This is a genomic window from Salinivibrio sp. ML198, assembly GCF_001996015.1.
Lineage (GTDB): Bacteria > Pseudomonadota > Gammaproteobacteria > Enterobacterales > Vibrionaceae > Salinivibrio > Salinivibrio siamensis.
The window spans coordinates 53,825-80,476 of record NZ_MUEZ01000006.1 but is presented as its reverse complement, the minus strand read 5'-3'; the positions used below and the strand labels follow the sequence as shown (position 1 = coordinate 80,476).

23 protein-coding genes and 1 riboswitch are annotated in these 26,652 nt (G+C 52.3%); of the genes, 5 read left to right on the top strand and 18 right to left on the bottom strand.

The annotated features are described in order from the left end of the window. Positions 1-61 precede the first annotated feature (61 nt). The 3 genes from BZG25_RS05620 to folA are packed head-to-tail and all read left to right on the top strand — an operon-like array spanning position 62 to position 1,802. Positions 62-841 (top strand): threonine/serine exporter ThrE family protein, encoded by a 780-nt coding sequence (locus tag BZG25_RS05620; RefSeq protein WP_046074283.1) that lies wholly within the window; start codon positions 62-64, stop codon positions 839-841. Then, positions 838-1,302 (top strand): threonine/serine exporter family protein, encoded by a 465-nt coding sequence (locus BZG25_RS05615; RefSeq protein WP_046074282.1) that lies wholly within the window; start codon positions 838-840, stop codon positions 1,300-1,302. The genes BZG25_RS05620 and BZG25_RS05615 overlap by 4 nt, the downstream gene beginning before the upstream one ends. A 17-nt stretch (positions 1,303-1,319) precedes the next feature. Then, complete coding sequence (folA, locus tag BZG25_RS05610; RefSeq protein WP_046074281.1) at positions 1,320-1,802, top strand: type 3 dihydrofolate reductase; 483 nt, start codon at positions 1,320-1,322, stop codon at positions 1,800-1,802. Here folA and apaH read toward each other — a convergent pair. The 6 genes from apaH to lptD are packed head-to-tail and all read right to left on the bottom strand — an operon-like array spanning position 1,799 to position 8,493. Then, the gene (gene apaH, locus BZG25_RS05605; RefSeq protein WP_077578805.1) at positions 1,799-2,626 is read right to left on the bottom strand and encodes a bis(5'-nucleosyl)-tetraphosphatase (symmetrical) ApaH; all 828 of its coding nucleotides are present in this window, start codon (positions 2,624-2,626) and stop codon (positions 1,799-1,801) included. The two genes, folA and apaH, sit on opposite strands and share 4 nt — an antisense overlap. A gap of 17 nt (positions 2,627-2,643) precedes the next feature. Then, positions 2,644-3,027, bottom strand: coding sequence for a Co2+/Mg2+ efflux protein ApaG (gene apaG, locus BZG25_RS05600; protein WP_046074279.1), 384 nt, complete (start codon positions 3,025-3,027; stop codon positions 2,644-2,646). A 14-nt stretch (positions 3,028-3,041) separates the two neighbouring features. Further along, a complete protein-coding gene (gene rsmA / locus BZG25_RS05595) occupies positions 3,042-3,848 on the bottom strand; it encodes a 16S rRNA (adenine(1518)-N(6)/adenine(1519)-N(6))-dimethyltransferase RsmA (RefSeq protein WP_077578804.1) in 807 nt (268 codons plus the stop codon). Next, the gene (gene pdxA, locus BZG25_RS05590; RefSeq protein ID WP_046074277.1) at positions 3,838-4,830 is read right to left on the bottom strand and encodes a 4-hydroxythreonine-4-phosphate dehydrogenase PdxA; all 993 of its coding nucleotides are present in this window, start codon (positions 4,828-4,830) and stop codon (positions 3,838-3,840) included. Before pdxA ends, rsmA begins: the two co-directional genes overlap by 11 nt. Further along, entirely contained in the window at positions 4,820-6,115 is a 1,296-nt protein-coding gene (gene surA, locus BZG25_RS05585; RefSeq protein ID WP_046074276.1) for a peptidylprolyl isomerase SurA, read from the bottom strand. Before surA ends, pdxA begins: the two co-directional genes overlap by 11 nt. Before the next feature lie 53 nt (positions 6,116-6,168). Then, a complete protein-coding gene (gene lptD / locus BZG25_RS05580; RefSeq protein WP_077638666.1) occupies positions 6,169-8,493 on the bottom strand; it encodes an LPS assembly protein LptD in 2,325 nt (774 codons plus the stop codon). 154 nt (positions 8,494-8,647) lie between these two features. On the opposite strand from lptD, the gene djlA reads away from it, so the two are divergent. Further along, positions 8,648-9,469, top strand: coding sequence for a co-chaperone DjlA (djlA, locus tag BZG25_RS05575; protein ID WP_046074274.1), 822 nt, complete (start codon positions 8,648-8,650; stop codon positions 9,467-9,469). A 12-nt stretch (positions 9,470-9,481) separates the two neighbouring features. Here the strand turns inward: djlA and BZG25_RS05570 are convergent, their stop codons facing one another. The 3 genes from BZG25_RS05570 to rapA form a co-directional block, all read right to left on the bottom strand. Beyond that, positions 9,482-10,453 (bottom strand): D-2-hydroxyacid dehydrogenase, encoded by a 972-nt coding sequence (locus tag BZG25_RS05570; RefSeq protein WP_077638665.1) that lies wholly within the window; start codon positions 10,451-10,453, stop codon positions 9,482-9,484. 68 nt (positions 10,454-10,521) lie between these two features. Next, on the bottom strand, positions 10,522-11,265 hold the full coding sequence (gene rluA, locus BZG25_RS05565) for a bifunctional tRNA pseudouridine(32) synthase/23S rRNA pseudouridine(746) synthase RluA (RefSeq protein ID WP_077638664.1): 744 nt from the start codon (positions 11,263-11,265) through the stop codon (positions 10,522-10,524). Between the two features lie 39 nt (positions 11,266-11,304). Continuing rightward, a complete protein-coding gene (rapA, locus tag BZG25_RS05560; protein WP_077638663.1) occupies positions 11,305-14,214 on the bottom strand; it encodes an RNA polymerase-associated protein RapA in 2,910 nt (969 codons plus the stop codon). Positions 14,215-14,529: 315 nt separating this feature from the next. Between rapA and BZG25_RS05555 the strand changes: the two genes are divergently transcribed. After that, a complete protein-coding gene (locus BZG25_RS05555; protein WP_046074270.1) occupies positions 14,530-15,903 on the top strand; it encodes a PhoH family protein in 1,374 nt (457 codons plus the stop codon). 45 nt (positions 15,904-15,948) lie between these two features. Here the strand turns inward: BZG25_RS05555 and BZG25_RS05550 are convergent, their stop codons facing one another. From BZG25_RS05550 to leuA, 9 genes are all read right to left on the bottom strand, one after another. Continuing rightward, positions 15,949-16,953 (bottom strand): GGDEF domain-containing protein, encoded by a 1,005-nt coding sequence (locus BZG25_RS05550; RefSeq protein WP_046074269.1) that lies wholly within the window; start codon positions 16,951-16,953, stop codon positions 15,949-15,951. A gap of 48 nt (positions 16,954-17,001) precedes the next feature. Further along, on the bottom strand, positions 17,002-17,724 hold the full coding sequence (gene thiQ, locus BZG25_RS05545) for a thiamine ABC transporter ATP-binding protein (RefSeq protein ID WP_046074268.1): 723 nt from the start codon (positions 17,722-17,724) through the stop codon (positions 17,002-17,004). Beyond that, positions 17,718-19,307: a thiamine/thiamine pyrophosphate ABC transporter permease gene (thiP, locus tag BZG25_RS05540; protein WP_046074267.1), complete on the bottom strand. Its 1,590-nt coding sequence runs from the start codon at positions 19,305-19,307 to the stop codon at positions 17,718-17,720. The genes thiQ and thiP overlap by 7 nt, the downstream gene beginning before the upstream one ends. A gap of 5 nt (positions 19,308-19,312) precedes the next feature. Further along, entirely contained in the window at positions 19,313-20,308 is a 996-nt protein-coding gene (thiB, locus tag BZG25_RS05535) for a thiamine ABC transporter substrate binding subunit (protein ID WP_046074266.1), read from the bottom strand. Positions 20,309-20,351: 43 nt separating this feature from the next. Further along, positions 20,352-20,453, bottom strand: a riboswitch (TPP riboswitch). Positions 20,454-20,491: 38 nt separating this feature from the next. Then, positions 20,492-21,283, bottom strand: coding sequence for a DUF547 domain-containing protein (locus BZG25_RS05530; RefSeq protein WP_077638662.1), 792 nt, complete (start codon positions 21,281-21,283; stop codon positions 20,492-20,494). 142 nt (positions 21,284-21,425) lie between these two features. Next, on the bottom strand, positions 21,426-22,028 hold the full coding sequence (gene leuD / locus BZG25_RS05525) for a 3-isopropylmalate dehydratase small subunit (RefSeq protein ID WP_077606379.1): 603 nt from the start codon (positions 22,026-22,028) through the stop codon (positions 21,426-21,428). Positions 22,029-22,037: 9 nt separating this feature from the next. After that, complete coding sequence (gene leuC, locus BZG25_RS05520; RefSeq protein WP_077638661.1) at positions 22,038-23,459, bottom strand: 3-isopropylmalate dehydratase large subunit; 1,422 nt, start codon at positions 23,457-23,459, stop codon at positions 22,038-22,040. A 21-nt stretch (positions 23,460-23,480) separates the two neighbouring features. Then, positions 23,481-24,575: a 3-isopropylmalate dehydrogenase gene (gene leuB, locus BZG25_RS05515; RefSeq protein ID WP_077638660.1), complete on the bottom strand. Its 1,095-nt coding sequence runs from the start codon at positions 24,573-24,575 to the stop codon at positions 23,481-23,483. A 2-nt stretch (positions 24,576-24,577) separates the two neighbouring features. Next, on the bottom strand, positions 24,578-26,140 hold the full coding sequence (gene leuA / locus BZG25_RS05510) for a 2-isopropylmalate synthase (RefSeq protein WP_077638659.1): 1,563 nt from the start codon (positions 26,138-26,140) through the stop codon (positions 24,578-24,580). Between the last annotated feature and the right edge of the window lie 512 nt (positions 26,141-26,652).

Here is a 26,652-nt window from a genome sequence, read left to right as displayed (position 1 = left end):
CCGAGATGACGCTGTGGTGAATACTGCGAGTAGATAAGTGCAACGAAGAGGGATTTTTGAGGTGGGAAAGCGGTTAACCGAACCAGAGCAACGGGCCATATCGCGTCTGGTGATTGAAGTCGGCCAGCGGCTATTACAGCATGGTGCGGAAAGTAAACTCGTCAGTGATGTGAGCATCCGTTTAGGGCGGGCGCTAGGGCTCGATAGCGTTGAACTGGCGTTATCGGCGAGCTCCTTAGTGGTCACCACACTCAGTCAAGGTCACTGCATTACCACCGCCAGACGTTGTCCCGATCGCGGGATTAATATGAAAGTGGTGACCGATATCCAGCGCACGGTCATTTTGGCCGAGAAAGGGATCCTCGACGCCTTGGCGGTACGTAAGCGCTTGAGCCGGATTGAACCCTTTCGTTACCCACCTTGGCTCGTGGTGGGGATGATAGGGCTTTCTTGTGCGGCCTTTAGTCGTTTAGCGGGCGGTGATGCGGTGGTGTTTGCACTCACGTTTATCGCCTCTGCCACCGGTATGCGGGTACGCCAGTTGATAGCTCACCGTCAATTTAATCCGCTTCTCACCTTCGCGGTCACCGCCATGGTCACCACCTTGATATCCAGTGTGGGGACCATAATGCATTGGGGCAATGAACCCTTCCTCATCATGGCCTCATCAGTCTTAATGTTGGTACCTGGCTACCCGTTGATAAACGCGGTATCAGATATGGTCAAAGGCTTTGTCGATATGGGTATCGCACGCTGGACGATGGCATCCTTGCTCACCTTGGCAACAGCATTAGGCATTGTCGGTGCTATGAGTCTCGTGGGGGCGTGGGGATGGTTATGAGTTTATTGCTCGCCTTACTGGAAGATATGTTTTTTGCCATGATCCCTGCGGTGGGGTTTGCATTAGTGTTCAATGTACCGGTTAAGGCGCTCAAATACTGTGCTTATGGCGGTGCCGTGGGGCATGGCTTACGCTTTTTACTGATGGAGTCTGGTGTCGCGATTGAATGGGCCACGCTGGCTGGGGCGACCACGATTGGGTTTTTAGGTGTGTACTGGTCGCAGCGCTTTTTGGCGCACCCCAAGGTGTTTACCGTAGCAGCGATCATCCCGATGATCCCCGGCGTTTACGCGTTTAAAGCGATGATTGCGTTGGTAACCATCAACAATCAAGGCTATAGCCCTGCTTTATGGGCGAGCCTTATCGAAAACCTCACCACAGCCGGCTTTATTCTCTCGGCATTGGCCATTGGTCTTGCGATGCCCGGGTTATTGTTTTATCGTCGCCGACCAGTGATTTAAGGAAAAAGGCACCTAGAATGCGCATCAGTTTAGTGGCTGCGATGGCAAACGATCGAGTGATTGGCAAGAATAACCAAATGCCGTGGCATTTGCCGGCGGATTTAGCGTGGTTTAAACGCACCACCCTTGGTCACCCTGTGGTGATGGGGCGTAAAACCTTTGAGTCGATTGGTCGTCCGCTGCCCAAACGACCGAACATTGTGATCAGCCGCGACCCTGATTTTCAGCCAGAGGGCGTCACAGTGGTGAGCTCGCCAGAGCAAGCGCTTGAAACCGTGGTCGAGTATGAGGAGGTCATGGTGATTGGTGGCGGTACCATTTATCAGGCGTTTTTGCCCCGTGCTGACCGTTTGTACCTGACCTTTATCGATCTCGACGTCGACGGCGACACCCGCTTCCCGCAGTGGGGAGAAGGATGGGTGAAAACAGAGGTCGGCGCCCATCCTGTGGATGAAAAAAACGCCTACCCCGTCACTTTTACTGTCTGGGATCGTGCCTAAGTGGCGCTATTGTCTGCCGCTAACGTAAAGCAGGCTTTATCTTCCCAACGAAGGAGCGTGAGCTTACCGCCCCATACGCACCCAGTATCTAGCCCATAAAGCTTGGGCTGGATGGTGCCATTTAACGCCGCCCAATGGCCAAACACCACCGACTGATCAAGCGGCTGGCGCGCCGGCACCTCAAACCAAGGTAACAAACCACTGTCTTCGGCCTGGTTGGGCGGCAATTTGCATTGCATATCAAGGCGGCCATCTGGGAAACAAAAACGCATGCGGGTAAAGCTATTGATGATATAGCGATAGCGGTCAAGCCCGGTGAGTGTTGGATCCCACTGATCGGGGCTGTCGGCATACATGTTTTCTAGTAACCAGCGCTGATCATCACTGCGCAATATCGCTTCTACCTCGCGAGCACAGGCGATCGCTGTCTTTTTATCCCATTGCGGGCTAACCCCGGCATGGGTGAGTAAAAAGCCACCGTCTGGCGCGGAGACATCCATCAGAAGCGGTTGCTGAGAAAGCCAGCCGAGGAGTTGCTCCCTATCTGGCGCATCGAGAATGGGCTGGGTGTTGTCTTTGGCTTTGACCGGTTTTATGCCATGGGCAACGGCCAGTAAATGTAAGTCATGGTTACCCAAGACAACCTGAGCTGCGTCACCGAGCTGATAAAAGTAACGTAATACGCCAAGGGAATCTGGCCCACGTGCGACCAAATCCCCAACTGAGTACAAAGTGTCTTTATCTGGGGAAAACCCGACTTGGGTGAGAAGCGCATCTAATGTGCGCTCACAGCCATGGATATCCCCGACAAGATAGGTCGCCATATGCCTCCCTGTTGGGGTTAGTGGAGAATGTTTGGCAGCGCGAGACGAAACGGTGCGATGTCGACTTTAAATGACTGATCGTCTTGACCTTGCATGGTATAAAAACCTTGCATCACACCCACAGGGGTCTCGATGATGGTGCCACTGGTGTAGGTGTATTTTTCCCCCGCGGCAATCTTGGGTTGCTCGCCGACAACGCCTTCTCCTTCTATTTCTAGCTCTTTACCATTGGCATCGGTAATGAGCCATTTTCTGCGCATAAGTTGCGCAGGGGCATCGCCGCGGTTTTCAATGGTGACGGTATAAGAGAAGACAAAACGCTCATTGTCAGGCTCTGATTGGTCTTCCACGTATTGGGTCGCGACGTGAATCTCGAATTGCGATTGTTCAGTGGCTTGCAAATCAAGGCTCCTGTTTATGATGAGTGATTGGCGTCCAACCAGTTAGCTAAGCGGGAGAACTGCGCCAAAGTCATGTGCTCAGGACGTAAGCTAGGGTCGATACCGAGATCGGTCAAGGTGTCCGTGCTGACTAATGATTTAAAACAGTTACGTATGGTTTTGCGACGCTGATTAAAACCTTCACGACACACGCGCTCTAACCATGACAAATTGGTGACCGGGTGTGGCAGGGTTTTGTGTGGCACCAGACGGACAACGGCAGAGTCCACTTTTGGTGCGGGTTTAAAGGCACTCGGTGGCACTTCCAATACAGGGATGACTTGGCAGTAGTATTTTGCCATCACAGTGAGACGCCCATATGCTTTGGTGCCCGGGCCTGCAGCCAGACGGTTAACCACCTCTTTTTGCAACATAAAGTGCATATCTTGCACTTGATCGGCAAACGAGAACAGATGGAACATTAACGGTGTAGAGACATTGTATGGCAGGTTACCAAAAATCCGCAGTGGACCTTGCTTGGCAAGCTCGGCAAAATCAAACGCCATGGCATCGGCCTCATGGACCGTGAGTTTGCGTCCCATAAATGGATGACTGCGTAGGCGTGCGGCAAGATCACGGTCAAGCTCAACCACGTTTAAGTGATCAACTTGCTCAGTGACGGGCTCAGTGAGCGCGCCAAGGCCTGGGCCAATCTCAACTAGATTCTCGCCGGATTGGGGATTAATGGCTGACACTATCCCATCGATGACATATGGGTCGTTTAGGAAGTTTTGTCCGAAACGTTTTCTGGCACGGTGGCCTTGATGGACTTTATCGCTCATGCTTGCTATCTACTAATTCAATGGCGTGGGAGATGGCCGTCCGCAGGCTTCCTGTATCCGCCGTACCGGTACCCGCTAAATCCAGTGCAGTACCATGATCTACTGATGTTCTGACAAAAGGCAGACCCAGGGTAATATTCACTGAGCGGCCAAATCCTTTGAATTTTAACACAGGTAAGCCCTGGTCGTGATACATCGCCAGCACGGCGTCTGCATCTTGCAGGTATTTTTCCTGGAAAAGCGTGTCTGCAGGTAAAGGACCGACTAAATCCATCCCTTGTTGGCGCAGATCATCCAGCGCCGGCTCAATGGTGTCGATTTCTTCTGTTCCTAAACAGCCCCCTTCACCAGCATGCGGATTCAGGCCGCACACATAAATACGAGGATGTGTGATGGCAAACTTTTCGCGTAAGTCTTGATGCAAAATGCCGATAACGTCGTGCAAGCGCTCACGGGTGATGGCCTTGGAGACATAGGCCAATGGAATATGGGTGGTGACCAAGGCGACGCGTAGCCCCTCAGTGGCGAGCATCATCACGACTTGATTGACATTGGCGTGCTGGGCGAAAAACTCGGTGTGGCCACTAAAAGAGACCCCAGCACGGTTGATGATCCCTTTATGAACCGGACCGGTGACAATCGCGGCAAACTCGCCGCTCATGTTTCCTTCCGCGGCGCGGGTGAGGGTATCAAGTACATAGCGGCCGTTGGCCTCATCCAGTTGCCCGGGCGTCACCGGCGCGCCAATCGGCGTCTCTGCGACAATGAGCTCGCCCGCCTTGTGTGCTTGCGGCTCAGTGCGGGGATCGTAGTCGCGTAAGCTGATGGCTAGCCCTAACTGCTTGGCGCGCTCAGCCAGCATCTGCTTATTGGCGACGGCGACAAGCTGATGAGGCCAGGCATGAAGCGCCATGGCCAAGACAAGATCAGGCCCGATGCCTGCAGGCTCTCCGGGCGTAATCGCGATACGCTCAGCTGTCATCGGTGAGCACCTCGACGTAAGCCCCTGCGCGTAGCTCTTGCAGCCAGGCCTGCGCTTCTTCGTTGAATTTTCTATTGAACAGCATGCGGTAAGCGCGATTTTTCACTGCCGCATCGGTTTTATCCACTTCACGACGATCAGTGACTTCGACAATATGCCAGCCATGTACGGTTTTAAACGGCTCGCTGACTTGTCCTTCTGGCAGGGCATCGACTTTGGCTTTGAAGGCAGGCACATAGGCATCTGTGGTTGACCAACCTAGATCCCCCCCATTGACTGCCGAGCCAGGATCGTCGCTGTACTGCTTGGCGAGATCGGCAAAACTTTGCTCACCACGTCGGATTTGGTTCGTCAGTTGGTTGAGCTCTTTCTCCGCGCCTTTATCACTCAGTACGATCGATGGTTTGATCAGGATATGACGCGCTTTCACTTCGGTGACCGCGACCGTTTCTAGCCCTTGTACATCGTCAATTTTGAGAATATGGAAGCCAACCCCGCTTCTAAACGGCCCGATGATCGCCCCTTTACCTTGGTTGGTGATCTGGTCGGCGAAAATGGTCGGCATTTCTTCTCGTCGCAACCAGCCCCAATCACCGCCGTCGAGCGCTTTGGGCCCTTTGGAATATTCCATCGCCAGTTCAGCGACATTCCCGTCATGGCGTAGAGTATCGACTAAGCGATGAGCTTGCTGTTTCACGCTTTCACGCTCAGCCTTGCTAGCATCGTCGTCTAACTTGAGCTGAATATGCGAAAGTTTGTATTTCACTTTTTGCATTTTTTGCTCGTTTAGTTGGCTAGCGAGCGTCTCGACTTCTTGCGGTAAAATACTAATACGGCGCCGTACTTGCGCATTACGTGCTTCGGAAATGGTGAGCTCACGACGCACTTGTTCACGGTATTGTGCCCACGCGACACCTTGCTCAGCCATTTTTTCACGCAGGGCTTGTACGCTAACCGATTGCTCCTTAGCAATGTTTTCAATTGCTTGTTGCAATTGGCTGTCGTCTATCTGAATCCCTAAACGTTTAGCCTCTTGCAGCTGTAGCTCCTCAATAATCAGCCGCTCACGCATCTGCTCTTCAAGCACCTCTTGCGGCGGCAATTCGCGATCGCTGTTGGCGGCATTAAGGGTAACGGTACGACGCATCGCCGTCATATCACTTTTTAACACCACGCCGTCATTGACGACCGCAATCACGCGATCGAGTGCTTTCGGCGCGGCTTGTGTTAAAGGGGTCAGCAACACTAAAACGCCAGTGATGAGGGCGTGACTCCATTTGTTCATGCTTTGTCCACTTCTTTTCATAGGTTCAACAGTCCAGACCACAATATGGCGGGTTAGTTCTTCAGGGCAAAAGGATTACGATAACCCAACGCATTACCTGAGTCTGTGTTGAAGTTAAAGCCACTGTCAGCGCCCAGTCCCAATAGGCTAAACGAGAGGGTCACGTTGTTGTCGTATTCTGGGTCTGCATTAATATCAGAGCGCGAGAGTAAGTACTCGTTATAGCTCAGGCCGACCACCCAACAATCCGAGCGATAGGTCAGGCTAAACTGATTTTCTAGCATCACGTCTTGAGTCAGATCGCGCCAGTATTGGCCTTTAAAACTGAGGCCTCCCCACAATGGGAAGCCTGTGACCACACCGGCTTGGGATAGGCCGTCATCGGTGAGTGCGCTGATATCGCGGTTAGGCAAGGTAGACTCAATGTATTCTTGGGCCACATAGCGATAACTGGTTTGCGCGTAGAATTGTTGGCGGCGATACTCGGCAATCACGTTACCAAATTGCATTTCACTGAGGTTGCTGTCGTACTGCATTGATGCCCGTAAAAACAGGTAGTCATCAATATTCGCTTCCCCTTCGAGCGCCCACGATGAATAGTCAAAGGTTTCTGCGTCTTGGTTTGACGGCTGATCAAAGTAATAAATTTGCCCGAACGACAGGTTGAGTCGCTCTTTATAGCCACCGTCGTAAAAACGTGTGGTCGCCCCGTAAGTCAGCTGGTTAGCCGGGTTAACATAATCAATGCTGCTAAATTGATTGCCGCGGAACAACCCATAGTAGTCGGTTTGTAAGCGTGCGGTATCGTAGCCACCACCACTGAAGTTGACGGGGTTATAAATATCCCCTTGTTCTACGTCTTTGATGTACAAGTATTGTACTTGAGGTTCGATCGTTTGGCTAAAGTGCCCCCCCATCGCCCAAAAGTTACGCTCTAGAACCACGCCGGAATGCAAGCGCACGGTTGGGATTTTACGCTCCACCGACTTACTCAAGGTCGCCGTCGACTCGGCATCTGGCATGGCATTGTCAAAGCGCTGATCGTAATGGGTGTAGAGCATGCTGGCTTCGGCCGTGGCATTAAACCAAGGGCGTGTGAAGGGCATGGTCAAGGTCGGGGCGAGATGTGTGCGCGTTGCTTCGGGTTTATTCGGGTCGTCGTTAGCAAACACACTAAATTGTGCCGGTACGCTGATATCCAACCATGGCACCACTTGCGGCGCGTAGTAGTTAAAATCGACTTGCGGCATCAAACGATACACGCTGGTATTTTCTGTGAGCGGTTGGAAATCTCTCACGCGCACGGTGCTGTTCCAATCTAAGCCGCGGTAGCTGATTTCACCGGTTTGCAGCAAGGTATTGTCTTCCCGTTTACCTACGTCCGAGTCAATGTTTTGGAAGTAGGTGATGTCACTGACCTTGCTGTAATCGGCTTGGTAGCGCCAGTGACCCTGTACGCCGCTGTGTGTCCAATTAAAGCCCCAGCGTGCGTCAAGATCTGGGTTACGCTGATCATCAGGCAGATATTCTGAGTACAAGGCGCCTGAGCCGAGTGGGGTTAAGTAACGCACCTTAGTATTGAGCTGCACACCCCGTTCCGACATGTATTTGGGCGTGATCGTGGCGTCAAGTTGCGGATGGATGTTCCAATAAAATGGCGTTTCCATCTCGATACCATCGCGATCACTCCAAGAGACTGATGGGTATAAAAAGCCCGTTAGCCGGCCATCTTCAACGGGTACCCGCAGGTATGGCAGATAAAAGATCGGCACATTCATCACCTCAAACCGAGGGTGATAAAGATCAGCAAATAAGCTACTGTCTTCTTTTTCTATTTTCGAGGCAGAAAAGCGCCAGCTTTTGTCTTCGTCCGGACAGGTGGTATAGGTGCCATCTTCCAGCTCATAGAAGGTGGTACCGTTTTTAAATACCCGCTTGGCTTTCCCTCGCCCTGGCGTACACAGCATCTTGTACTGCGCATTATTGAGTGTGGTGTCTTCGTTTTCTAAATTGGCTTGTAAATAGTCCGATGTCACCATCATCTGGCCGTCATTGAACACCACATCACCTTGAGCGGTGACGATCCGTTCTGGATCGCGCAAGGTCGCGGTATCTGCCGTCATTTTACGATGACCTTGGGTCACCTCGACATTACCGTTGTAGATGGCTTTTTCATTGGTTTGCGCTTCCGCGCGATCGGCCACCACGCGAATAGGGGCATTGTTCACATCTTGGGTTTGCTCACTTGCTGGAATACAGCGCGCCTCGCTATCAGGACAAGGTTCGTTGGATGATTCCGCATTAGCAAAAACAAGGGCTGGGCCATAAAGCGCCAGGCTAATCATGGTGGCTAAAAAGCTACGTGCAGTCGGTGACATTGAAGAAGACATTCCTGTTTTATCTGATTGCGTGGTGTACACGAAGGCAACGCATCAGTATGCTTTGGCTGCAAAATGCGATTATCATAAATCAATTTACGCCCGGCATCACCTGTAAATGTTCAGGGTGTGAAACTAGCAATGAGACCATGGCATGCGACTAAATGGCAAGGTAATTGGTGCAATTCTCGGCACATTGTTGGGAGGCCCAATCGGTTTTCTTCTTGGCCTTTTCTTGGGTCATCAGTTTGATAAAGCGAAACAGCGCGCGCGTTTCGGCGGTTTTGGTGCCCAAGGCCCACAAGCACAACGTGTTTTTTTTCACGGTACCTTTGCCGTGATGGGACATATCGCCAAAGCCAAAGGGCAGGTGACACAGGATGAAATTCGTCTCGCCAGCTTATTTATGGACAGAATGCAGCTGCAAGGTGAAGCCAGGCAGTTGGCTCAGCAGGCATTCCGTGAGGGGAAAGACAGTGATTTTCCGCTGGATGAAACCCTCAACGGCATTCGTGCTTTGAGCCAAGGGCAGCGTGATTTGTCGCGTGTCTTTCTGGAAATGCAAATACAAGCGGCGTTTGCTGACGGCGAGCTACATCCTAAAGAGCGCGAACTACTCTATGTGATTGCTGAGAAACTGGGTTTTTCGCCGCAGCAACTGGAGCAACGGTTACGGATGCAAGAAGCCGCGTTTCGCTTTAGCCAAGGTTATCAAGGCGGCTGGCAGCATCAAACCGATGGGCCGGGCGCACCACCACGGCAAAGTGAGATTGATGATGCCTATGATGTGCTGGGTGTTGATGCGTCGGCTTCCTCTCAGGAGGTGAAAAAAGCCTACCGTAAGCTGATGAATGAGCATCATCCCGATAAATTGATGGCAAAAGGCTTGCCGCCAGAAATGATGGAGCTTGCCAAAGAAAAGGCGCAAGAGATCCAAAAAGCCTACGATGTGGTGAAAAAAGCCCGCGATATGTAGCGGGCTTGTGCGTTAGTCAACCAGTGTATGTTGCGGCGATCCGCTTAAAAAGCCATCAATGTTATCCACCAGTTGGTTGGCGAGACGGTTAACCGCTTCATCTGCGCCCCATGCGATATGAGGGGTGACCAGCAGGTTAGGCAATGATGCGGCGATCAGCGGGTGAGTGTTAGGTGCCGGCTCTTCACTCAGCACATCCAATCCAGCACCGCCAATTTGACCCGTTTCTAGCGCGTGTAGCAGCGCGGTCTCGTTGACTAAGCCGCCACGTCCGGTGTTGATCAATATGGCATGCTCTGGCATCAACGCCAGCGTGTCTTGGTCGATAAGATGATGGGTGTTATCGGTGAGTGGGCAATGTAAGGAGAGCACATCTGCTTGGCATAGCACGTGTTCAAAAGGCAGATAACCAGGCCGGCATGCCTGTGCACCACGGTGCTCGGCGAAAACCACCTTCATTCCTACTGCGCGCGCAAGTTGTGCGACGGCCTCGCCCAATGCACCTTTTCCAATGATCCCTAATGTGCTGCCGGCCACACTGCCAATAGGGTGGGTGAAAAAGCAGAACTGTCCTTGCTTTTGCCATTCGCCATTTTGGACATCTTGGTGGTAGCCGAGGAGCTGGCGCTTGAGGGCAAAAATCATGGCAATGACATGCTCAGGCACCGACTGAGTGGCATAGCCTTGCACATTGCATACTTGTACACCATGCGCTTGGCAGGCCGCCAAGTCGACATTGTTTACCCCTGTTGCGGCCACCGCAATCAGTTTGAGTTTCGGACAGGCGGTAAGCACCGTCTCATCGATCACCACCTTGTTGGTAATGGCGATATCAGCGTCTTGCAAGCGCGCGATCACATCGCTGGGTTGCGTTTCACCGTAGGCTTGCCAGTGATGTGGATGCTGGGGCGTGGGCAGGACAATATGCGCTGGGATAGTGTTGCGGTCGAGAAAGACGATATTGACGGGGTCGTGCTGAGCCATGTTGATCTCCGAGTCTCAATCCATGGCTCTAGGGTGCGAGATATCGCGATGTTGTGCAATGGTTTCAGCTAGCTGGCCTGTGAATCCGTCGTTGTGCTCGCAAGTGGTACGGCCAATTGATACTCATTGGCCAAGCGGTTGTCGGGCATCGTGGGGTAAAAATCACAGGGAGCCTGAAAATGGAGCGTTTCACCGGTGGCCGGATGCAGCAGGCTGAGTTCGGCAGCATGGAGGTGCAGTCGATGGGTATAGGCGAGCGCATCCGGGCAGGCATAAAATTCATCGCCGACAATGCTGTGCCCTATAGACTGCATATGCACACGCAGTTGGTGCGAGCGTCCCGTCAACGGGTACAGGGCCATCAAGCAGGTAGATGGTGAGGCTTGCAAGCAACGGTAGTGGGTTTGTGATGGCTTGCCATGTTCAAAGCACACTTTCTGACGCGGGCGGTTGGGCCAGTCACAAATCAGCGGCAAGTCAATGATGCCGTCATGGCTGTCGGGTTGTCCCCACACTTCCGCATAATAGAGTTTGGTGGGGACGCGGTCGCGAAACTGCGCTTTAAGGTTGCGCTCTGCTTCTTTATGGGCGGCAAAGGCCATCACCCCTGAGGTGGACATGTCTAAGCGGTGAACCAGCTCGGCGGAGGGAAACGCGGCTTTCACGCGCGACCATGCGCTGTCGTAATGCTCGGGATTGCGACCAGGGTTGGCCAGCAGACCACTGGGTTTGTTGATCACCACCAGATCCGCATCTTGATAGAGGATGTCTAACCAAGGATCTGTCGGTGGATGGTATTCAGTCATTGCCATAGGGTTTATCGGGGCCGCCGGGCCCCGTCTCACTTTGGTTTATTGGTGGCTAACCACAACAAGGCGCAGCGCATCGAGTTCAATTTGTGCGTGCTGAATATGGTGCGACAAGGTGCTTATCTGCTCGCGTAATGCGTCTAGCTCATCATCACGAATATTCGGATTGACCGTTTTCAGCGCCTCTAAACGCGCTAAGGCTTGTTGGAGCTCGGTTTCCATTTCTTGGAGCGCCCGGGCTTGGATCTCACCGAGGGCTTTTTCTGCCAGTGGCTCACTGCTCTCAATCAGCTTGTGGATCTGGCTTTGTACTGAATTGACCATTTTACTGCCGAGGTGACGGTTAACAGGGCTCAGTTGACGATGGAAGCTTTCAAACTCGACGTTGGCGGACAGATCATTGCCATTGGCATCAAGCAACAGTCGCACGGGTGTTTGCGGTAAAAAGCGGTGGATACCGCTCGATTTCGGAGCTTGGGCGTCAATGGTGTAGATAAGCTCGACAAACAGCGTGCCGACCGGCAGTGACTTGTTTTTAAGCAGTGATACCGCGGTGGTACCGATGTTTTCGCTCAGCAGCAAATCAATGCCGCCGCGAACAATGGGGTGCTCCCAAGACACAAACTGGACATCTTCGCGACTCAATGCGGTATCGCGGTCAAAGGTGATGGTACAGCCGTCGGCAGGCAGCCCTGGGTAGCTGGGCACCATCATGTGTTCAGACGGTTTGACCACCAAGGCATTTTCCCCTTTGTCATCTTGATTGACACCGATAGTATCAAACAGCCCCAAGGTAAAGGTGACTAAGTTGGTATCGCCATCCTGCTCAGCAATGGTGTTTGCCAGTTGGTTGGCGGCTTCCCCACCGTGAGAGTGCATTTCTAGCAGTTTATCGCGGCCTTGCTCCATTTCCGCTTTTAGCCGTTGGTTCATGGTGGCACTGTCGTGAATAAGGGTCGTCAGCGCATCATCTTGTTGGTTGGCGGCCAACAAGGCCAGGAGGGTCTCGCCGTATTGTTCAAACACCGCTCGGCCCGTGGGGCAAGTATCTTCAAACGCGTCCAAGCCTTCGTGATACCAGCGCGCCAAAATGGTTTGCGCGGTGCCTTCAAGGTACGGGACATGAATGGCAATATCTTGCGTCTGGCCAATACGGTCAAGGCGGCCAATACGCTGCTCGAGTAAGTCGGGATTCATCGGTAAGTCGAACATTACCAGCTGATGAGCAAACTGGAAGTTGCGCCCCTCAGAGCCAATTTCCGAGCAGATCAAGACCTGAGCGCCCCCTTCCTCTTGGGCAAAGTAAGCCGCGGCTTTGTCACGCTCGACAATCGACATGCCTTCATGGAATACGGTACCGCGAATGCCTTCGCGCTCACGCAGTGCTTGCTCCAGAGTCAGTGCGGTTTGCGCCCGCGAGCAAATAATCAGCACCTTCTCGCTGCGATGGGCCTTTAAGTAATCCAGCAGCCAGTCAATACGTGGATCAAAGCCCCACCAGCTCGCGCTATCCCCTTCAAACTGTTGATAGATATCTTCTGGGTACAGGTTTTGCACGGCCTTTTGTTCGCTTGAGCCGGTGCTACCCATCATGCCAGCGACTCGCATGGCAGTTTGATATTGACTGGGTAGCGCGAGTGGGTGCATATGCAGGTGGCGGCTGGGGAAGCCACTGATTGCCGCTCGGGTATTGCGAAATAACACACGCCCGGTGCCGTGACGGTCCATAAGATCATCAATCAATTGTTGGCGCGCCTGAGCTTTCTCTTCTGCGTTATCACTGTGCACTTGGGCTAAACGTGCTGACAGATCTTCGTGTTGCAATAGCTGACGTATCCCAGCTTGTGCCGCGTCGGTCAGTGGGGTATCACTCAGCAGCGCTTCAACGGCCTCAGCCACGGGCGCGTATTGTTGTGCTTCTTCGACAAAGACGTCGTAATCATAGAAACGGTCGGGGTCGAGCAGGCGCAAGCGAGCAAAATGGCTTTGTTGGCCCAGTTGCTCTGGCGTGGCGGTAAGTAGCAACACGCCCGGCGTATGTTCGGCAATGCTCTCAACGATTTGATATTCTCGACTCGGTGCCTCTGGCGTCCAAGTCAAGTGATGGGCTTCGTCAACCACCAGTAGATCCCAATGGGTATCACAGACTTGTTCCACCCGGCGGCGGTTTTTGCGCAGAAACTCGAGTGAGCACAATACCAACTGTTGGGTATCAAAGGGGTTGGGGGAGTCGGCAAAAGCCTCGACACAGCGCTCTTCATCGAAAATGGAGAAATGCAGATTAAAGCGGCGCATCATCTCCACCAGCCACTGGTGCTGCAGGGTTTCGGGTACCACAATCAGCACACGTTCCGCACGGCCAGCCAGCACCTGCTGGTGGATAATCATTCCTGCCTCAATGGTTTTCCCCAAACCCACTTCGTCGGCGAGCAGCACACGTGGTGCATGACGACGACCGACTTCATGGGCAATGTAAAGCTGATGGGGGATCAGGCCAGCACGCATACCAGTCAAGCCGCGTAGCGGGCTGCGCAATTGCTGATATTGGTTGGTCAGGGCGCGATAACGCAGGGCAAAACGGTCCATACGATCGAGTTGGCCTGCAAACAGTTTGTCTTGCGGCTTGTTAAAGCGAATTTGGTGGCTGAGTAAGATCTCACGCAGTGCGACCTCATCTTCCCCTGTGTCGGAACGCTGGCCGTAATAGGTTAATACCCCATCGTTTTCCTCAACGCGTGAGACGGTCATGGTCCAGCCTTCGTGACTTTCCACCTCATCGCCGGGATTGAACATCACCCGAGTCACGGGCGCATCATGGCTGGCGTACAGCCGTGTTTCATCACTAGCAGGAAACATTAGGGTCACGGTACGGCCATCAACGGACACCACAGTGCCGAGTCCAAGATCATGTTCCGTATCACTGATCCAACGTTGTCCAAGCGCAAATGACATAGGGGAAAACCTCTGAATTAACTCGATTGTCGAAAGACGCGACGCCATTCAATACAGCGTCGTTTAAATACTCTGCTATTCAGTGTGGCACTGAAAAAATTGGCCGCCAATAGTACTCGAACTTGTGAGGAGGGTCACGATGAAACTCAACGAATCGCATCAAAGGTCACGCTGACATACAAACGTCATTAATGGGCGGCAAAGATAAAAGCGTGAGCTGGCGCAGTAAAACAAGTTGGGCGCATCCCAACGGCCAGGTCTACGCTTATTTTAAGCGCTGTCACCGACAGTGAACTGCCGACACAGGAGGTGCCTATGGGCGACGCCGACCGGAAGCTGTTTGTACTTGATACTAATATTCTCCTCCACGAGCCTTTCTCGATTTACTCTTTCCAAGAACACGATGTCGTGATCCCCATGACTGTCCTCGAAGAACTTGACCGCATCAAAGACAGCAAGCGTGATGTCTCACGGGATGCGCGTGTGGCGATCCGCGCCTTGGAAGATATTTTTAAAGAGGCTACTCCTGACGAAATTGGCGAGGGTATTGCCGTTGGCAAAGGGGATGCCACTGGCACGGTATCGATTCTCGCTGATTTTGAGATCAAAGAAACGGTCCATGCCTTCGCGGATAAAGCGGGTGATAACCGAATACTCAATGCGGTGTTATATCTACAAACCAAACGCTCGCCACGTAAAGTGGTGTTGGTGACCAAAGACATCAATATGCGTCTGCGCGCTAAAGGGGCGGGGGTGATGCATGTGGAGGATTATCGCACCGACCAGTTGATTGATGATGTACGATTGTTGACCAAGGGTTTCCACCAATTTGAAGGTAGCTTTTGGGATAAAGTGGGGGAGTGCAATAGTCAAGCCTATGGCACAGAGACCCTACATACGTTGCCCTCCGAGCTCCTCGATACCCCGTTTGTTAATCAATACCTGTTGGATGACAGTGACGATTTTGCTGCGCGAGTGCAAGCCATTGATGGCGATAAAGCGGTGATTAAAGATCTGAGCCGAGAGCGATTGATGCATCGCGCCGCGTGGGATGTGAAACCGAAAAATATCTACCAAGGCATGGCAATGGATGCGTTGCTGGATCCGAGCATTGACTTGGCGATCCTCACCGGTCCGGCGGGCTGTGGTAAAACCATTCTGGCGATGGCAGCGGCCCTTGAACAAGTGGTCGAAAAAGGGATGTATGACAAGATTATCGTGACCCGCAATACCCCAGATATTGGCGAGTCGATCGGCTTTTTACCGGGCACTGAAGAAGAGAAAATGTTGCCTTGGCTTGGGGCCGTCACCGACACGCTAGAAGCGTTGCACATGCATGACGAGTGCACTGATGGCTCGATGCGGTACATCATGGAGAAAGCCAATCTACAGTTTAAATCGATTAACTTTATGCGTGGTCGTTCGATTCAAAACGCGTTTGTCATTTTGGATGAGTGCCAAAACCTGACTGCCTCTCAGCTTAAAACCATTATCACCCGATGTGGGGAGGGAACCAAGCTGGTGTGCTCGGGGAACTTAGCGCAAATTGATTCTTCGTATTTAACCCCAGTGACATCAGGGCTAACTTACATTGTCGAGCGGTTTAAAAACTTTGAGGGCAGTGCGTGCGTATACCTCAATGGCGTGGTGCGTAGTCGGTTGGCTGAATTTGCCGAAGAGAATTTGTAGTGGATATCAGGTGGTGGTCATCAAGCCGCCACCTTTCTCCATGAGCTAAAACAATTCAACATCGTCCTCGGCGACAAAGGTTTTTATCACCCCAGATTGCAGTAAGTCATCATAAAAAGCGACTTGGTTACGGCCGTTTTGTTTGGCGTGATAGAGCGCTTGATCCGCATTGCCTAAGATGGTGCTGGTACTGAGTTGTCCACGTTCAATCCGTGTCGCGCCCATGGAAATAGTCACGGTCTGAGCGGCACCAAAATCTCGAGCGTTGACATTAGCAATAAAGGTGTTGGCTTTTTGCTCTGCCATCGCCCGCGAGCAGGGCTGAAACAGCACCACAAATTCATCGCCGCCATACCGGAACAAGGTGTCTTGTGACGAGAAGGTCTGGCGCATCAATGAAGCCAGTAACAAGATGACCTCGTCACCAAATACATGACCAAAGTTATCATTGATTTGCTTAAAGTGATCAACATCGAAAATACACACCCAAGGTGAGAGCGAGCTGTCGGAGTCACTATCTGATGTCGCCTCGCTTTGTGCTAGGCGATCACAAATAAGATCCAGCTTTTTAGAGAGGACTTTGCGATTAAATAAGCTGGTGAAACTGTCACGCTCGCTGGCCATGATAATCTGCTGATAGTTCTCGTAAATACGCGTCAATCCTGCCACTAGAGCACGTTGTTCCTGGCTGAGATCTGTGGCGCGGCCGCATAAAACACCGTTCACACCTTCTTCTTTTTCGTAATAAATGGGGACAGCAATCAATACATGATCATTGGTATGGTGTTGAGTCACCGCTTGTGTCGCTAGGCATTCTGCAAGCAGCGCGTCAATTTGATGGATGTTCTCTTGCTGAAAAGCGCTGTTGTCATTGGTGCCTAATACCGTGAAGGCAGGCTGCATATCGGCGCAGTAATCAAGTAGCACCACTTCACTCACTGGGGTAAGCTCGGTAATTGAGGTCAGCAAGCTTTTAGTAATCGCATCGACTTCCGTTTTAGCGGTAAAGTCGACAATCGAGTCGAGGATCTGGATGCTGCTGGCGGCCACAAGGCGCCTCCTTGGATTCTTCCGTGTTTTCCTTAGTATAGAAGCCTATCAGGGGGATGCCACCCGGAACGAATCGTCAGCGGTGCCCATGTAACCTTGCATCATCGCGGGTGGATGATTGAGCACCTCAACCGGACGGTGAAGACAGACTTTTCCATCATCGAGATAAAGAAACTGAGAGGCAATGGCTTGAGCATCTTCAGGGTGGTGGGTGACCATCACCACGGTAGTGCCTTGCGCTTGGGCGGTACGCTTAACTAGCATCAGCATGTCTTTTTTTAGCGCGGGATCGAGTGCGGAGAAGGGCTCATCGAGCAGCAATAAAGGTTGGTTGCGTGCGATGCTTCTACCCAGTGCGATACGTTGTCGTTGCCCGCCTGACAATTGGCCGGGCAGGCGAGAGAGATAGTCGCTTAAGCCGACCGATTGCGCTGCCTGTTCAATGTTTTCCCGCTGGGTAGCGGTGAGTTTCAGTGATGGTGATAAGCCAATCGCCATATTGTCGAACACCGACAAATGGGTAAAGACATTATGCTCTTGGAACAAGATAGACAGTGGCCGCTGGTGGGCGGGGGTTGTTGTCACTGGCTTACCATCAATAGCAATCTCGCCACTATCAGGGGCAATCAACCCGGCAATCAGTGATAGTAAGGTGCTTTTGCCTGCCCCGCTGGGCCCAAGCACGGCCACAATCTCTCCAGGGGCGATATGGGCATCAAAGGTCATCCAATCTTGTTGGTAACTATACTGAACATCGGAAAGCGTTAACATGCGTGTCTCCATTGGATAAGGCGCGTCAGTAGGGCATAACACCCCAAGCTGGTGAGCAGTAATAGCATCGCCGCGGCGGCGCCCGCTTCCATTTGGTAACTGCCCATTAAGCGAAACAAATACAGGGGCAGGGTTTGAAAGTTTTGACTACCAAATAAGGAGATGGCACTGAGATCGCCCATGGATAACACAAAACTCACCGCGACACCGCGCGCAATAGGTGCACGTAAACAGTCCCACTCAATCAGACGTAAACGCGTGATGCCTCTGACGCCTAAGGTGGCGCACAAGTTATGGTATGACTGAGCGAGCTGGAAGGCGGGGGCACTCAAGACCTTGATAAGATAAGGCAGCGCCATCAGGGCGTTCACTGTCATTACCAGCCACAGCGCTAAGCTGAATACGTTACTAAACTGGCGAAACAGCAAAAAAAGCCCGGTACTGAGCACGATACTTGGCACTACCAGGATGATGGCACCGAGCGTTTCTATGCCGTCCGCCTGTTTTTTTCGTCCATGTAAGCGCCAGTGCCGACTGGCTAAGATCACCGCCACGGCTAACACAAAAGCAAAGGTGGTTGCGCCCGTGGCAATGAACAGCGAGTGCAGAGTTGCTTGCCACAGTGCGCTATCGCCGAGCACCGCTAATGCGCTGGGGTTCAACCCGCGTGCAATCACCACGCCGAGAGGCGGTAACACCAGTAGCAAAACGAGGCCAATCCAAAGGCCATCCCAACACTTGGCCGCACGGCTATCCAAAGACGCAGGCAGCGGCAGCACTTCACTGGGTGTGCTCGGCAGCGGGCGCGTCAAGGTTTGCACGGTAAATGCGATGGCCCCGCATAGCAGCATTTGCCACAGCGCGAGGACAGCACCCGTTTGTAAATCGAAATCAAAATGAATGGCTTGGTAAATGGCCAGCTCGATGGTCGTCGCTTTCGGCCCGCCGCCCAGTGCCATGACAGTCGCGAAGCTGGTAAAGCACAACATAAATACTAGCCCCACGATATGAGGCAAGCTTTGGCGTAGATACGGCCATTCTAGGTGCTTAAAACGTTGCCAGCCTTTGAGCCCTAGCTGGGTAGCAAGACGGCGTTGATCGGCTGGGATCCCCTCTAAGGCTTGCACCATTAATTGGGCGGAAAAAGGGAGATTAAAAAACACATGGGCGAGTAAAATGCCACTTAAGCCATAAATAGAAAACGGCATAGCCGCATCGAAGTGCGCGAAAGCTTGTGCAATCCAGCCACTACGGCCATAGATAGCAACCAGTCCAAATACTCCCACCAAGACCGGCAGCACCAAGGTCATGGCGAATAACTTCAGCAGCCATGCCTTTGCTGGAAATTGTCGGCGAGACAGCGCATGAGCGACTGGCACTGCTAGCCCAACGCTAAGTACAACGGACAAAGCGGCCTGTTTAAAACTAAAGTAGGTGACATGACGCAAGTAGGTATCTTGCCACAAGGAGGCAAGTGACAAATCGTGGCTGTGAGAGAATAACGCCCAGAGTGCGCTGCCAATCAAAGCCACGACCAAGCTGGCCGCAATACTGCCCGGCCAGGTTCGAGAAGGGTTGAGCATCTTGGCTATTCAACCAGCGCGGTTTGCCAGTCACGCACCCATTGCTGGCGATTGCCCATCACTTCATCAGGCTGATACAGCAAGCTCTCTTGCGGTTTGTCCAAGGTGTAGAAGGCATCAGGCAAGTTGACATCGGTGACCGGATACATCCACTGAGTGGTTGGGATAACTGACTGTGCCGCATCACTGAGCATAAATTGTAAAAACGCATCCGCACGTTCCGGCTGATCGGTATAGGCTGATTTAGCGGCGACTTCGATTTGCATATAGTGCCCCTCTTCAAACATGGCGGCGGCAAAGCGATCGTCTTCATCGGCCACTAAGTGGTAAGCCGGCGAGGTGGTGTAAGAGAGCACCATGTCCGCTTCTTTATTGAGGAACATGTTGTAAGCTTCGGTCCAGCCTTTGGTCACAGTGATCGTGTTATCGGCAAGATCGCGCCATGCTTGTTGATTATTATCGCCGTACACTTTTTGGATCCAAAGCATTAGCCCTTGACCGACCGTTGATACGCGCGGATCTTGGTAAATCACACTGATGTCATCGCGCTCCTCAATCAAGGCTTTGAGGCTTTTGGGTGGGTCGAGCAAACGAGTAGTGTCATACACAAAGGCAAAATAGCCGTAATCGTAAGGGATAAAGTATTTGTTATCCCACCCGCCAGGCACTTGCAGGCGCTCGGTATTGACCGCGTGCTCGGCAACAATCCCACTGCGCTCGGCTTCTTTCATTAAGTTGGTATCCATACCGAGTACGATATCGGCTTGGGTGGTTTCTCCTTCAATGCGCAGGCGATTAAGTAAGGCGGCCCCATCGTCGAGAGACACAAACTCAAGTTGGCAATCGCATTGCTGTTCAAATTTCGCTTTAATTTTAGGCCCCGGCCCCCATTCAGCAATAAAGGAGTCATAGGTATAGACAGTAAGCGGGTCCGCGGCGCGGGCGCCGAGTGATAATAGCGATAAAGAAACCAGAGTGAGAACAGAGGTAAAAACTTTCACAGCACGCTCCTAAGTTGGGCGTGGGTGTTGAGGCAAGTTGATGGCAACATCAAGTCTCAATCCCTACGCCAGTGTTAGCTGGATCAGGTTCGATGGGTCTAGCGCAGTGCGCAATCTCAGCCGTGAGGCTCCCCAATGAGTACGTTGGTATTGTACTGATTGGCTTAGGGTTAACCAAGCCTTTTAGTTGCCGAGTTGGTTAAGGTCCCAGTTGTAGTCGTATTCCAATGTTGCCTCTTGTGGCAATGGAATATCGCGATACTGGTTTATGTGAGCGATCACGCCTAGCTTATCGCCACCAAAGTCAGCTTCAAACCATTCATAAATTGAGGAAACTTGCCATTTTTCCCCTTGCTGACTCACGCCTTTATCACTGTTAATGAAGGTATAGGCGGCGTGCTCGAGCTGTGCATCAAGTGCACTTGCTTGAAAGGCTTGTGGCTGAAGGTTAGGACAGCCAAGGCTGGCACAGTTGACCGCATAGTGGGTACGCGGATCTTGCCAAAGCGGGCGTAAAATCCGGTGTTCGATATCGTTTAAAGTGAGCGGCTCGCCAGCGATGGTAACCACTTCATCATCCCAAGGGCCAAAGCTAAATAGCCCACCGAGTTTGGTGATGGAACGGACCGGGTACTCGGCGATAATCAGTTTTACCGTGACCGCATTATAGAGGTTAACCCAATACGCGTATTGCTCGTCTTTGGTCAGGGTACGTGGGTCGCGCGCGGTGAGCATGTCAATGTAATGGTCGAGGGTTGCTTTGTCGTTATCCGTGACCGCGGCATAGTTAAATAAGGTGTGCTGCCCCTGAGATTGCAAATACTTATCGAGTAACACTTGCCAGCTGTGATGGGTAAACGTGGCTTGGCTGTCAGGGTTATGGGCATCCCACATTGCCCAGTAATCCGCTTTGGGCGCGGCTTGGCTGATGATCGGAAACACTAACCAGAGCAGAATTACCAAATGTTTTTGCATTGCCAGTCCTTAATGCGATCAAACCTTCTTTGAGACTAGACCAAGCGAGTCAGCGGTTGGTTTCATTGAGGATGGAAAAAATGGGTTGAAGCGCCAATAAGTACGGGTAACACCGCGCTTATTGGCGTTCTTGGAGGGCGTATTACACCAAAAAGTCTGGTATTTGTTTTTCAAAGCGTGAGATATCGGCTTCGTGCTGCAACGTCAGACCGATGCTATCTAACCCTTCCAACAGGCAATGACGGCGAAAATCATCCATCTGGAAGGCAAAGCAGTGTTCACCGGCACGGATGGTTTGGGCGGGCAAATCTAGCGTTACAGTCGCGCCTTCATTTTCTGCCACATACGTAAATAAAGCATCGATTTGGCCTTCTTCAAGGGTCACCGGCACCATTTGGTTATTAATGCAGTTGCCATAGAAAATATCGGCAAAACTGGGGGCGATAATCACTTTAAACCCGTAATCATCCAGCGCCCAAGGCGCATGCTCGCGGGATGAGCCACAGCCAAAATTCTCGCGGGTGAGCAAGACGCTAGCGCCTTGGTAACGTGCTTGGTTAAGCACGAACTCGGGGTTCGGTTGCTGGCCCGCATCGTCTAAAAAGCGCCAATCGTGAAACAGGTGCTGCCCAAAGCCGGTGCGGGTGACTTTTTGCAAAAACTGCTTAGGAATGATCGCATCGGTATCGACGTTCGCCGCATCCAACGGGGCAACAATGCCGGTATGAGTGTGTATGCCTGACATAAGGCCTCCTTATAATTGGTTAACGTCGACAAAATGGCCCGCAATCGCCGCCGCTGCGGCCATGGCTGGGCTGACCAAGTGGGTGCGGCCTTCACGGCCTTGACGCCCTTCAAAGTTGCGGTTACTGGTGGAGGCGCAGCGCTCTTTGGGGCCTAAGCGATCATTATTCATCGCCAAACACATTGAGCAGCCGGGCAAGCGCCATTCAAAGCCAGCGTCACGGAAAATGACATCCAGCCCTTCTTGCTCCGCCTGTGCCCGCACTTGCTCGGAGCCTGGCACCACCATGGCATGCACGCTGTCTGCCACACGTCGCCCTTTGGCGACTGCGGCGGCCGCACGCATGTCTTCAATCCGTGAGTTGGTGCAAGAGCCAATAAAGACTTTATCGATACGGATTTGGTTGATGGCTTGGCCGGGTGTCAGCCCCATATATTTTAATGCGCGTTCTGCCGAGTGACGTTCAATCGGATCGTTCATTGTCTCTGGGGCAGGCACGGTATCATGCACACTGACCACTTGGCCGGGGTTGGTGCCCCAGGTCACTTGATGGTGAATTTGACTGCCATCGAGGGTGACCACGCGATCAAACTGCGCATCGGCGTCCGAATGCAAGGTTTGCCAATAGGCGATTGCTTGCTGCCATTGCTCGCCTTTCGGGGCAAATTTCTTGTCTTTTAAATAGGCAAAGGTGGTGTCATCCGGGGCGATCAGGCCAGCTTTGGCGCCTAATTCGATTGCCATGTTGCACACCGTCATTCTCCCTTCCATCGACAAGTCGGTGATAGCGTCCCCGCAAAACTCCACCACATGCCCGGTGCCGCCGGCATGACCGACCTTGCCAATAATGGCTAGGACAATATCTTTGGCAGTGATCCCGGGGGCGGTTTTGCCCGTGACTTCAATTTTCATCGTGCGGGCGCGGGATTGCTTGAGCGTTTGGGTGGCCAGCACGTGCTCGACTTCTGAGGTACCAATGCCAAAGGCCAGTGCACCAAAAGCGCCGTGGGTTGCGGTGTGGGAGTCACCACAGACGATGGTGGTGCCGGGCAGGGTAATACCAAGCTCGGGGCCCATCACATGCACAATGCCTTGGTAAGGGTGATCCAAGTCATACAGAGTGACACCGAACTCTTCGCAGTTTTTGGCCAGTGTTTCCATTTGGATACGCGCCATTTCCCCTGACGCATTAATGTCTTTGGTTTCGGTGGAGACATTGTGATCCATGGTGGCGAAGGTTTTACTCACTTGGCGCACCGGACGGCCTTTTTCCCGCAGACCATCAAAGGCTTGTGGTGAGGTCACTTCGTGCACCAAGTGGCGGTCGATATACAGCAGCGGCGCTTCGCCGGGCTGCTCGGTGACAATATGGGCTTGATGAATTTTTTCGTACAAGGTCTTGGCGCCTTGCTGGGTGTTTGCATTCGACATAGCTCGTATCCTTACGGGTAATTATTCTGCGCCTTGGCGGATATAGGCGGCGATACGATCGCCCATTTGTTCGGTACTGAGGGCAGGATGGTTGCCCGCCAGATCAGCGGTCAGCTCACCGGCCGCCAGTGCTTGGCTGACCGCATGCTCAATCGCACAGGCCGCGTCTTCTTCGCCTAACGAGTAGCGTAACATTAGCGCGGCGGAGAGAATTTGCGCCACTGGGTTGGCGATATTTTTACCCGCAATATCGGGGGCAGAGCCGCCGGCGGGCTCATACAAACCAAATTTACTCGCGTTCAAGCTCGCAGATGGCAGCATGCCCATTGAGCCGGTGATCATTGCGCACTCATCGGAGATGATGTCACCGAAAATATTCGAGCACAGCATCACATCAAATTGCGACGGGTCTTTAATCAGCTGCATGGTGGCGTTGTCGATATACATATGGCTCAAGTGGACATCCGGATAGTCTTTGGCCACCTCTTCCACCACTTCACGCCATAGCATTGAGCTTTGCAACACATTGGCTTTATCGATTGAGCACACTTGCTTATTACGCAACTGAGCCGATTGGAAGGCAATGCGGGCGATACGCTCAATTTCATAGCGATGATAAACTTCCGTATCAAACGCTTTTTCCTCGCGGCCTTCACCTTCACGTCCTTTGGGCTCACCAAAGTAAATCCCACCGGTTAGCTCTCGCACCACCACGATGTTAAAGCCTTTGTCGGCAATGTCGGCGCGCAGCGGGCAAAAGCCTTCGAGACCAGTGTGGATTTGTGCCGGACGCAAGTTACAAAACAGCCCAAAGTGTTTGCGCAATGGCAGCAAGGCACCGCGCTCCGGTTGCTCGGTTGGCGGTAAATGCTCCCACTTTGGGCCGCCCACTGAACCAAATAAAATCGCATCGGCTTTTTCACACCCAGCCAAGGTCTGCGCGGGCAGCGGCGAGCCATGGGCATCAATCGCGGCACCGCCCACAGGATAGTGGTGGCGATCCAAGGTGAGTGAGAATCGCTCGCTAACCGCATCAAGCACCTTCTCGGCTTGCGTCATGACTTCGGGGCCGATACCGTCACCGGGCAAAATAGCAATCTGATGTGCGCTGGCCATGGTTATACTGTCTCCTGTTTTAAGTGGGATTGTTCCTTAATCTGGGCGATTTTGTCGGCGCGATAAATGGCATTGATCACATGCAGTAGCGCTTCACCTGAGGCTTCGATAATGTCGGTCGACACCCCGGTGCCGTGATATTTACGGCCCTTGTAGTTAGCAATGATGTCGGCTTGGCCGAGACCATCTTCTCCTTCCCCTTTGGCGGTCAGATCGAATTTATCCAGTTCAATGTCATAGCCGGTAATCCGATAGATGCACTGATAAAGGGCATCGACGGGGCCGTTACCAATCGCCGCCTCGCGTTTCTCTTCGTCGCCACATTGCAACTTGATGCTGGTGGTCGCCATTAGGCTGCCCGATTGCACGCCTAAATAGTTCAGCTTGTAGAAGTCGTCCTCTTCTTTGAGGTTGTTGAAGAACATCAAGGCTTCTAAGTCGTAATCGAACACCTGACCTTTACGATCTGCCAGCTGCAAGAAAGATTGATACAAGGTGTCTAAATCGTAATCTTGTTGGTCGTAGCCAAGGTTATCCATGTGGCTTTTCACCGCGGCACGGCCGGAACGGCTGGTCAGATTAAGCGCCTTTTTGCCCAAACCAATCGACTCTGGGGTCATGATTTCGTAGGTGTGTTTGTTTTTCAGCATGCCATCTTGGTGGATGCCGGAGGAGTGGCTAAAGGCATTGGCACCGACCACGGCTTTATTGGGTTGGATTGGCATGTTGCAAAGCTGACTAACTAACTTGCTGGTGCGGGCAATTTCGGTGTGGTTCAATCCTGTTTTTACGCCTAACAAGTCAGCGCGGGTTTTCAAGATCATCGCAATCTCTTCCAGCGCGCAGTTCCCCGCACGTTCACCGATGCCATTGATAGTGCCTTCCACTTGGCGAGCGCCGGCTTGAACCGCGGCAATAGAGTTGGCGACCGACATCCCTAAGTCATCATGACAATGGACAGAGATCACGGCTTTGTCGATATTCGGCACGCGGTTAAACAAGGTCGCAATGATATTGCCGAATTCACTCGGCACTGTGTAACCCACCGTATCTGGGATATTGACGGTGGTCGCACCGGCATCAATCGCCGCTTCGACCATACGGCACAGATTATCTATCGGGGTGCGCCCGGCATCTTCGCAGGAAAACTCCACATCGTCCGTGTATTGGCGTGCATGCTTAACGGCGCGTACCCCCATCTCGACCACGTCATCGTAGCTGCGGCGAAGCTTATCTTTGACATGGATGGTTGAGGTGGACAAAAAAGTGTGGATACGAAAGGCGTCAGCGGCTTTGAGGGATTCGGCGGCCACATCTATGTCTTTAGGAACCGCGCGAGACAAGGCACAGACACGTGCATGTTGCATGTGCTCGGCAATGGTGCGCACGGATTCAAAATCGCCCGGTGAGGAGACCGGAAAACCGGCTTCAATAATGTCTATCTTCAAGCGGTCCAAGGCTTGGGCGATCTGCAATTTCTCTTTGACGGTTAAACTTGCTGACAGCGCCTGCTCGCCGTCGCGTAATGTGGTATCAAACAGAATGACTTGGCTGTTCTCGCTCATGGGTGACTCCCTGTTGTGTTTGCTTGGCCGCTTTGAAGGGCTCTTTAATTGGCGCTTGATGTTATTTTGGCGACGTTAGATACAAAAAAACCCGCGTCTGGCGCGGGTTTTTGAGATTTGGCATTCACTGTTTTCTGCCCAAAACCTACCCGCGCGACTGGGTCACGATAAGGAGGAGGATGAGGCGTAGGTGAAACAGTGTCATGCTGATGTCCGTCAGTAAATATTCTGTTACCAGAAATAACAGAGCGATGGGGAAAGCGTCAATCTGAAAAAAACAAAACCCGTTTTCTGCGCAATATAAAGGTAAAAAACTGGTTAATTAAACTGGTTTTAAAACTAAAAGTTAGATTTTTGTGCTGCGCTCTGGCGCGGCTTTGTCCAGTCTTCATTATTTTTACTTGTCCCAACGTACCTGAGCTCAAGCGGCGACGTAAATTCATCGAGATGACCCAATAACGTCACCGACCTGTCATACCGGCTGACTAGAGTTTAACCATCAGCTCGCCGCA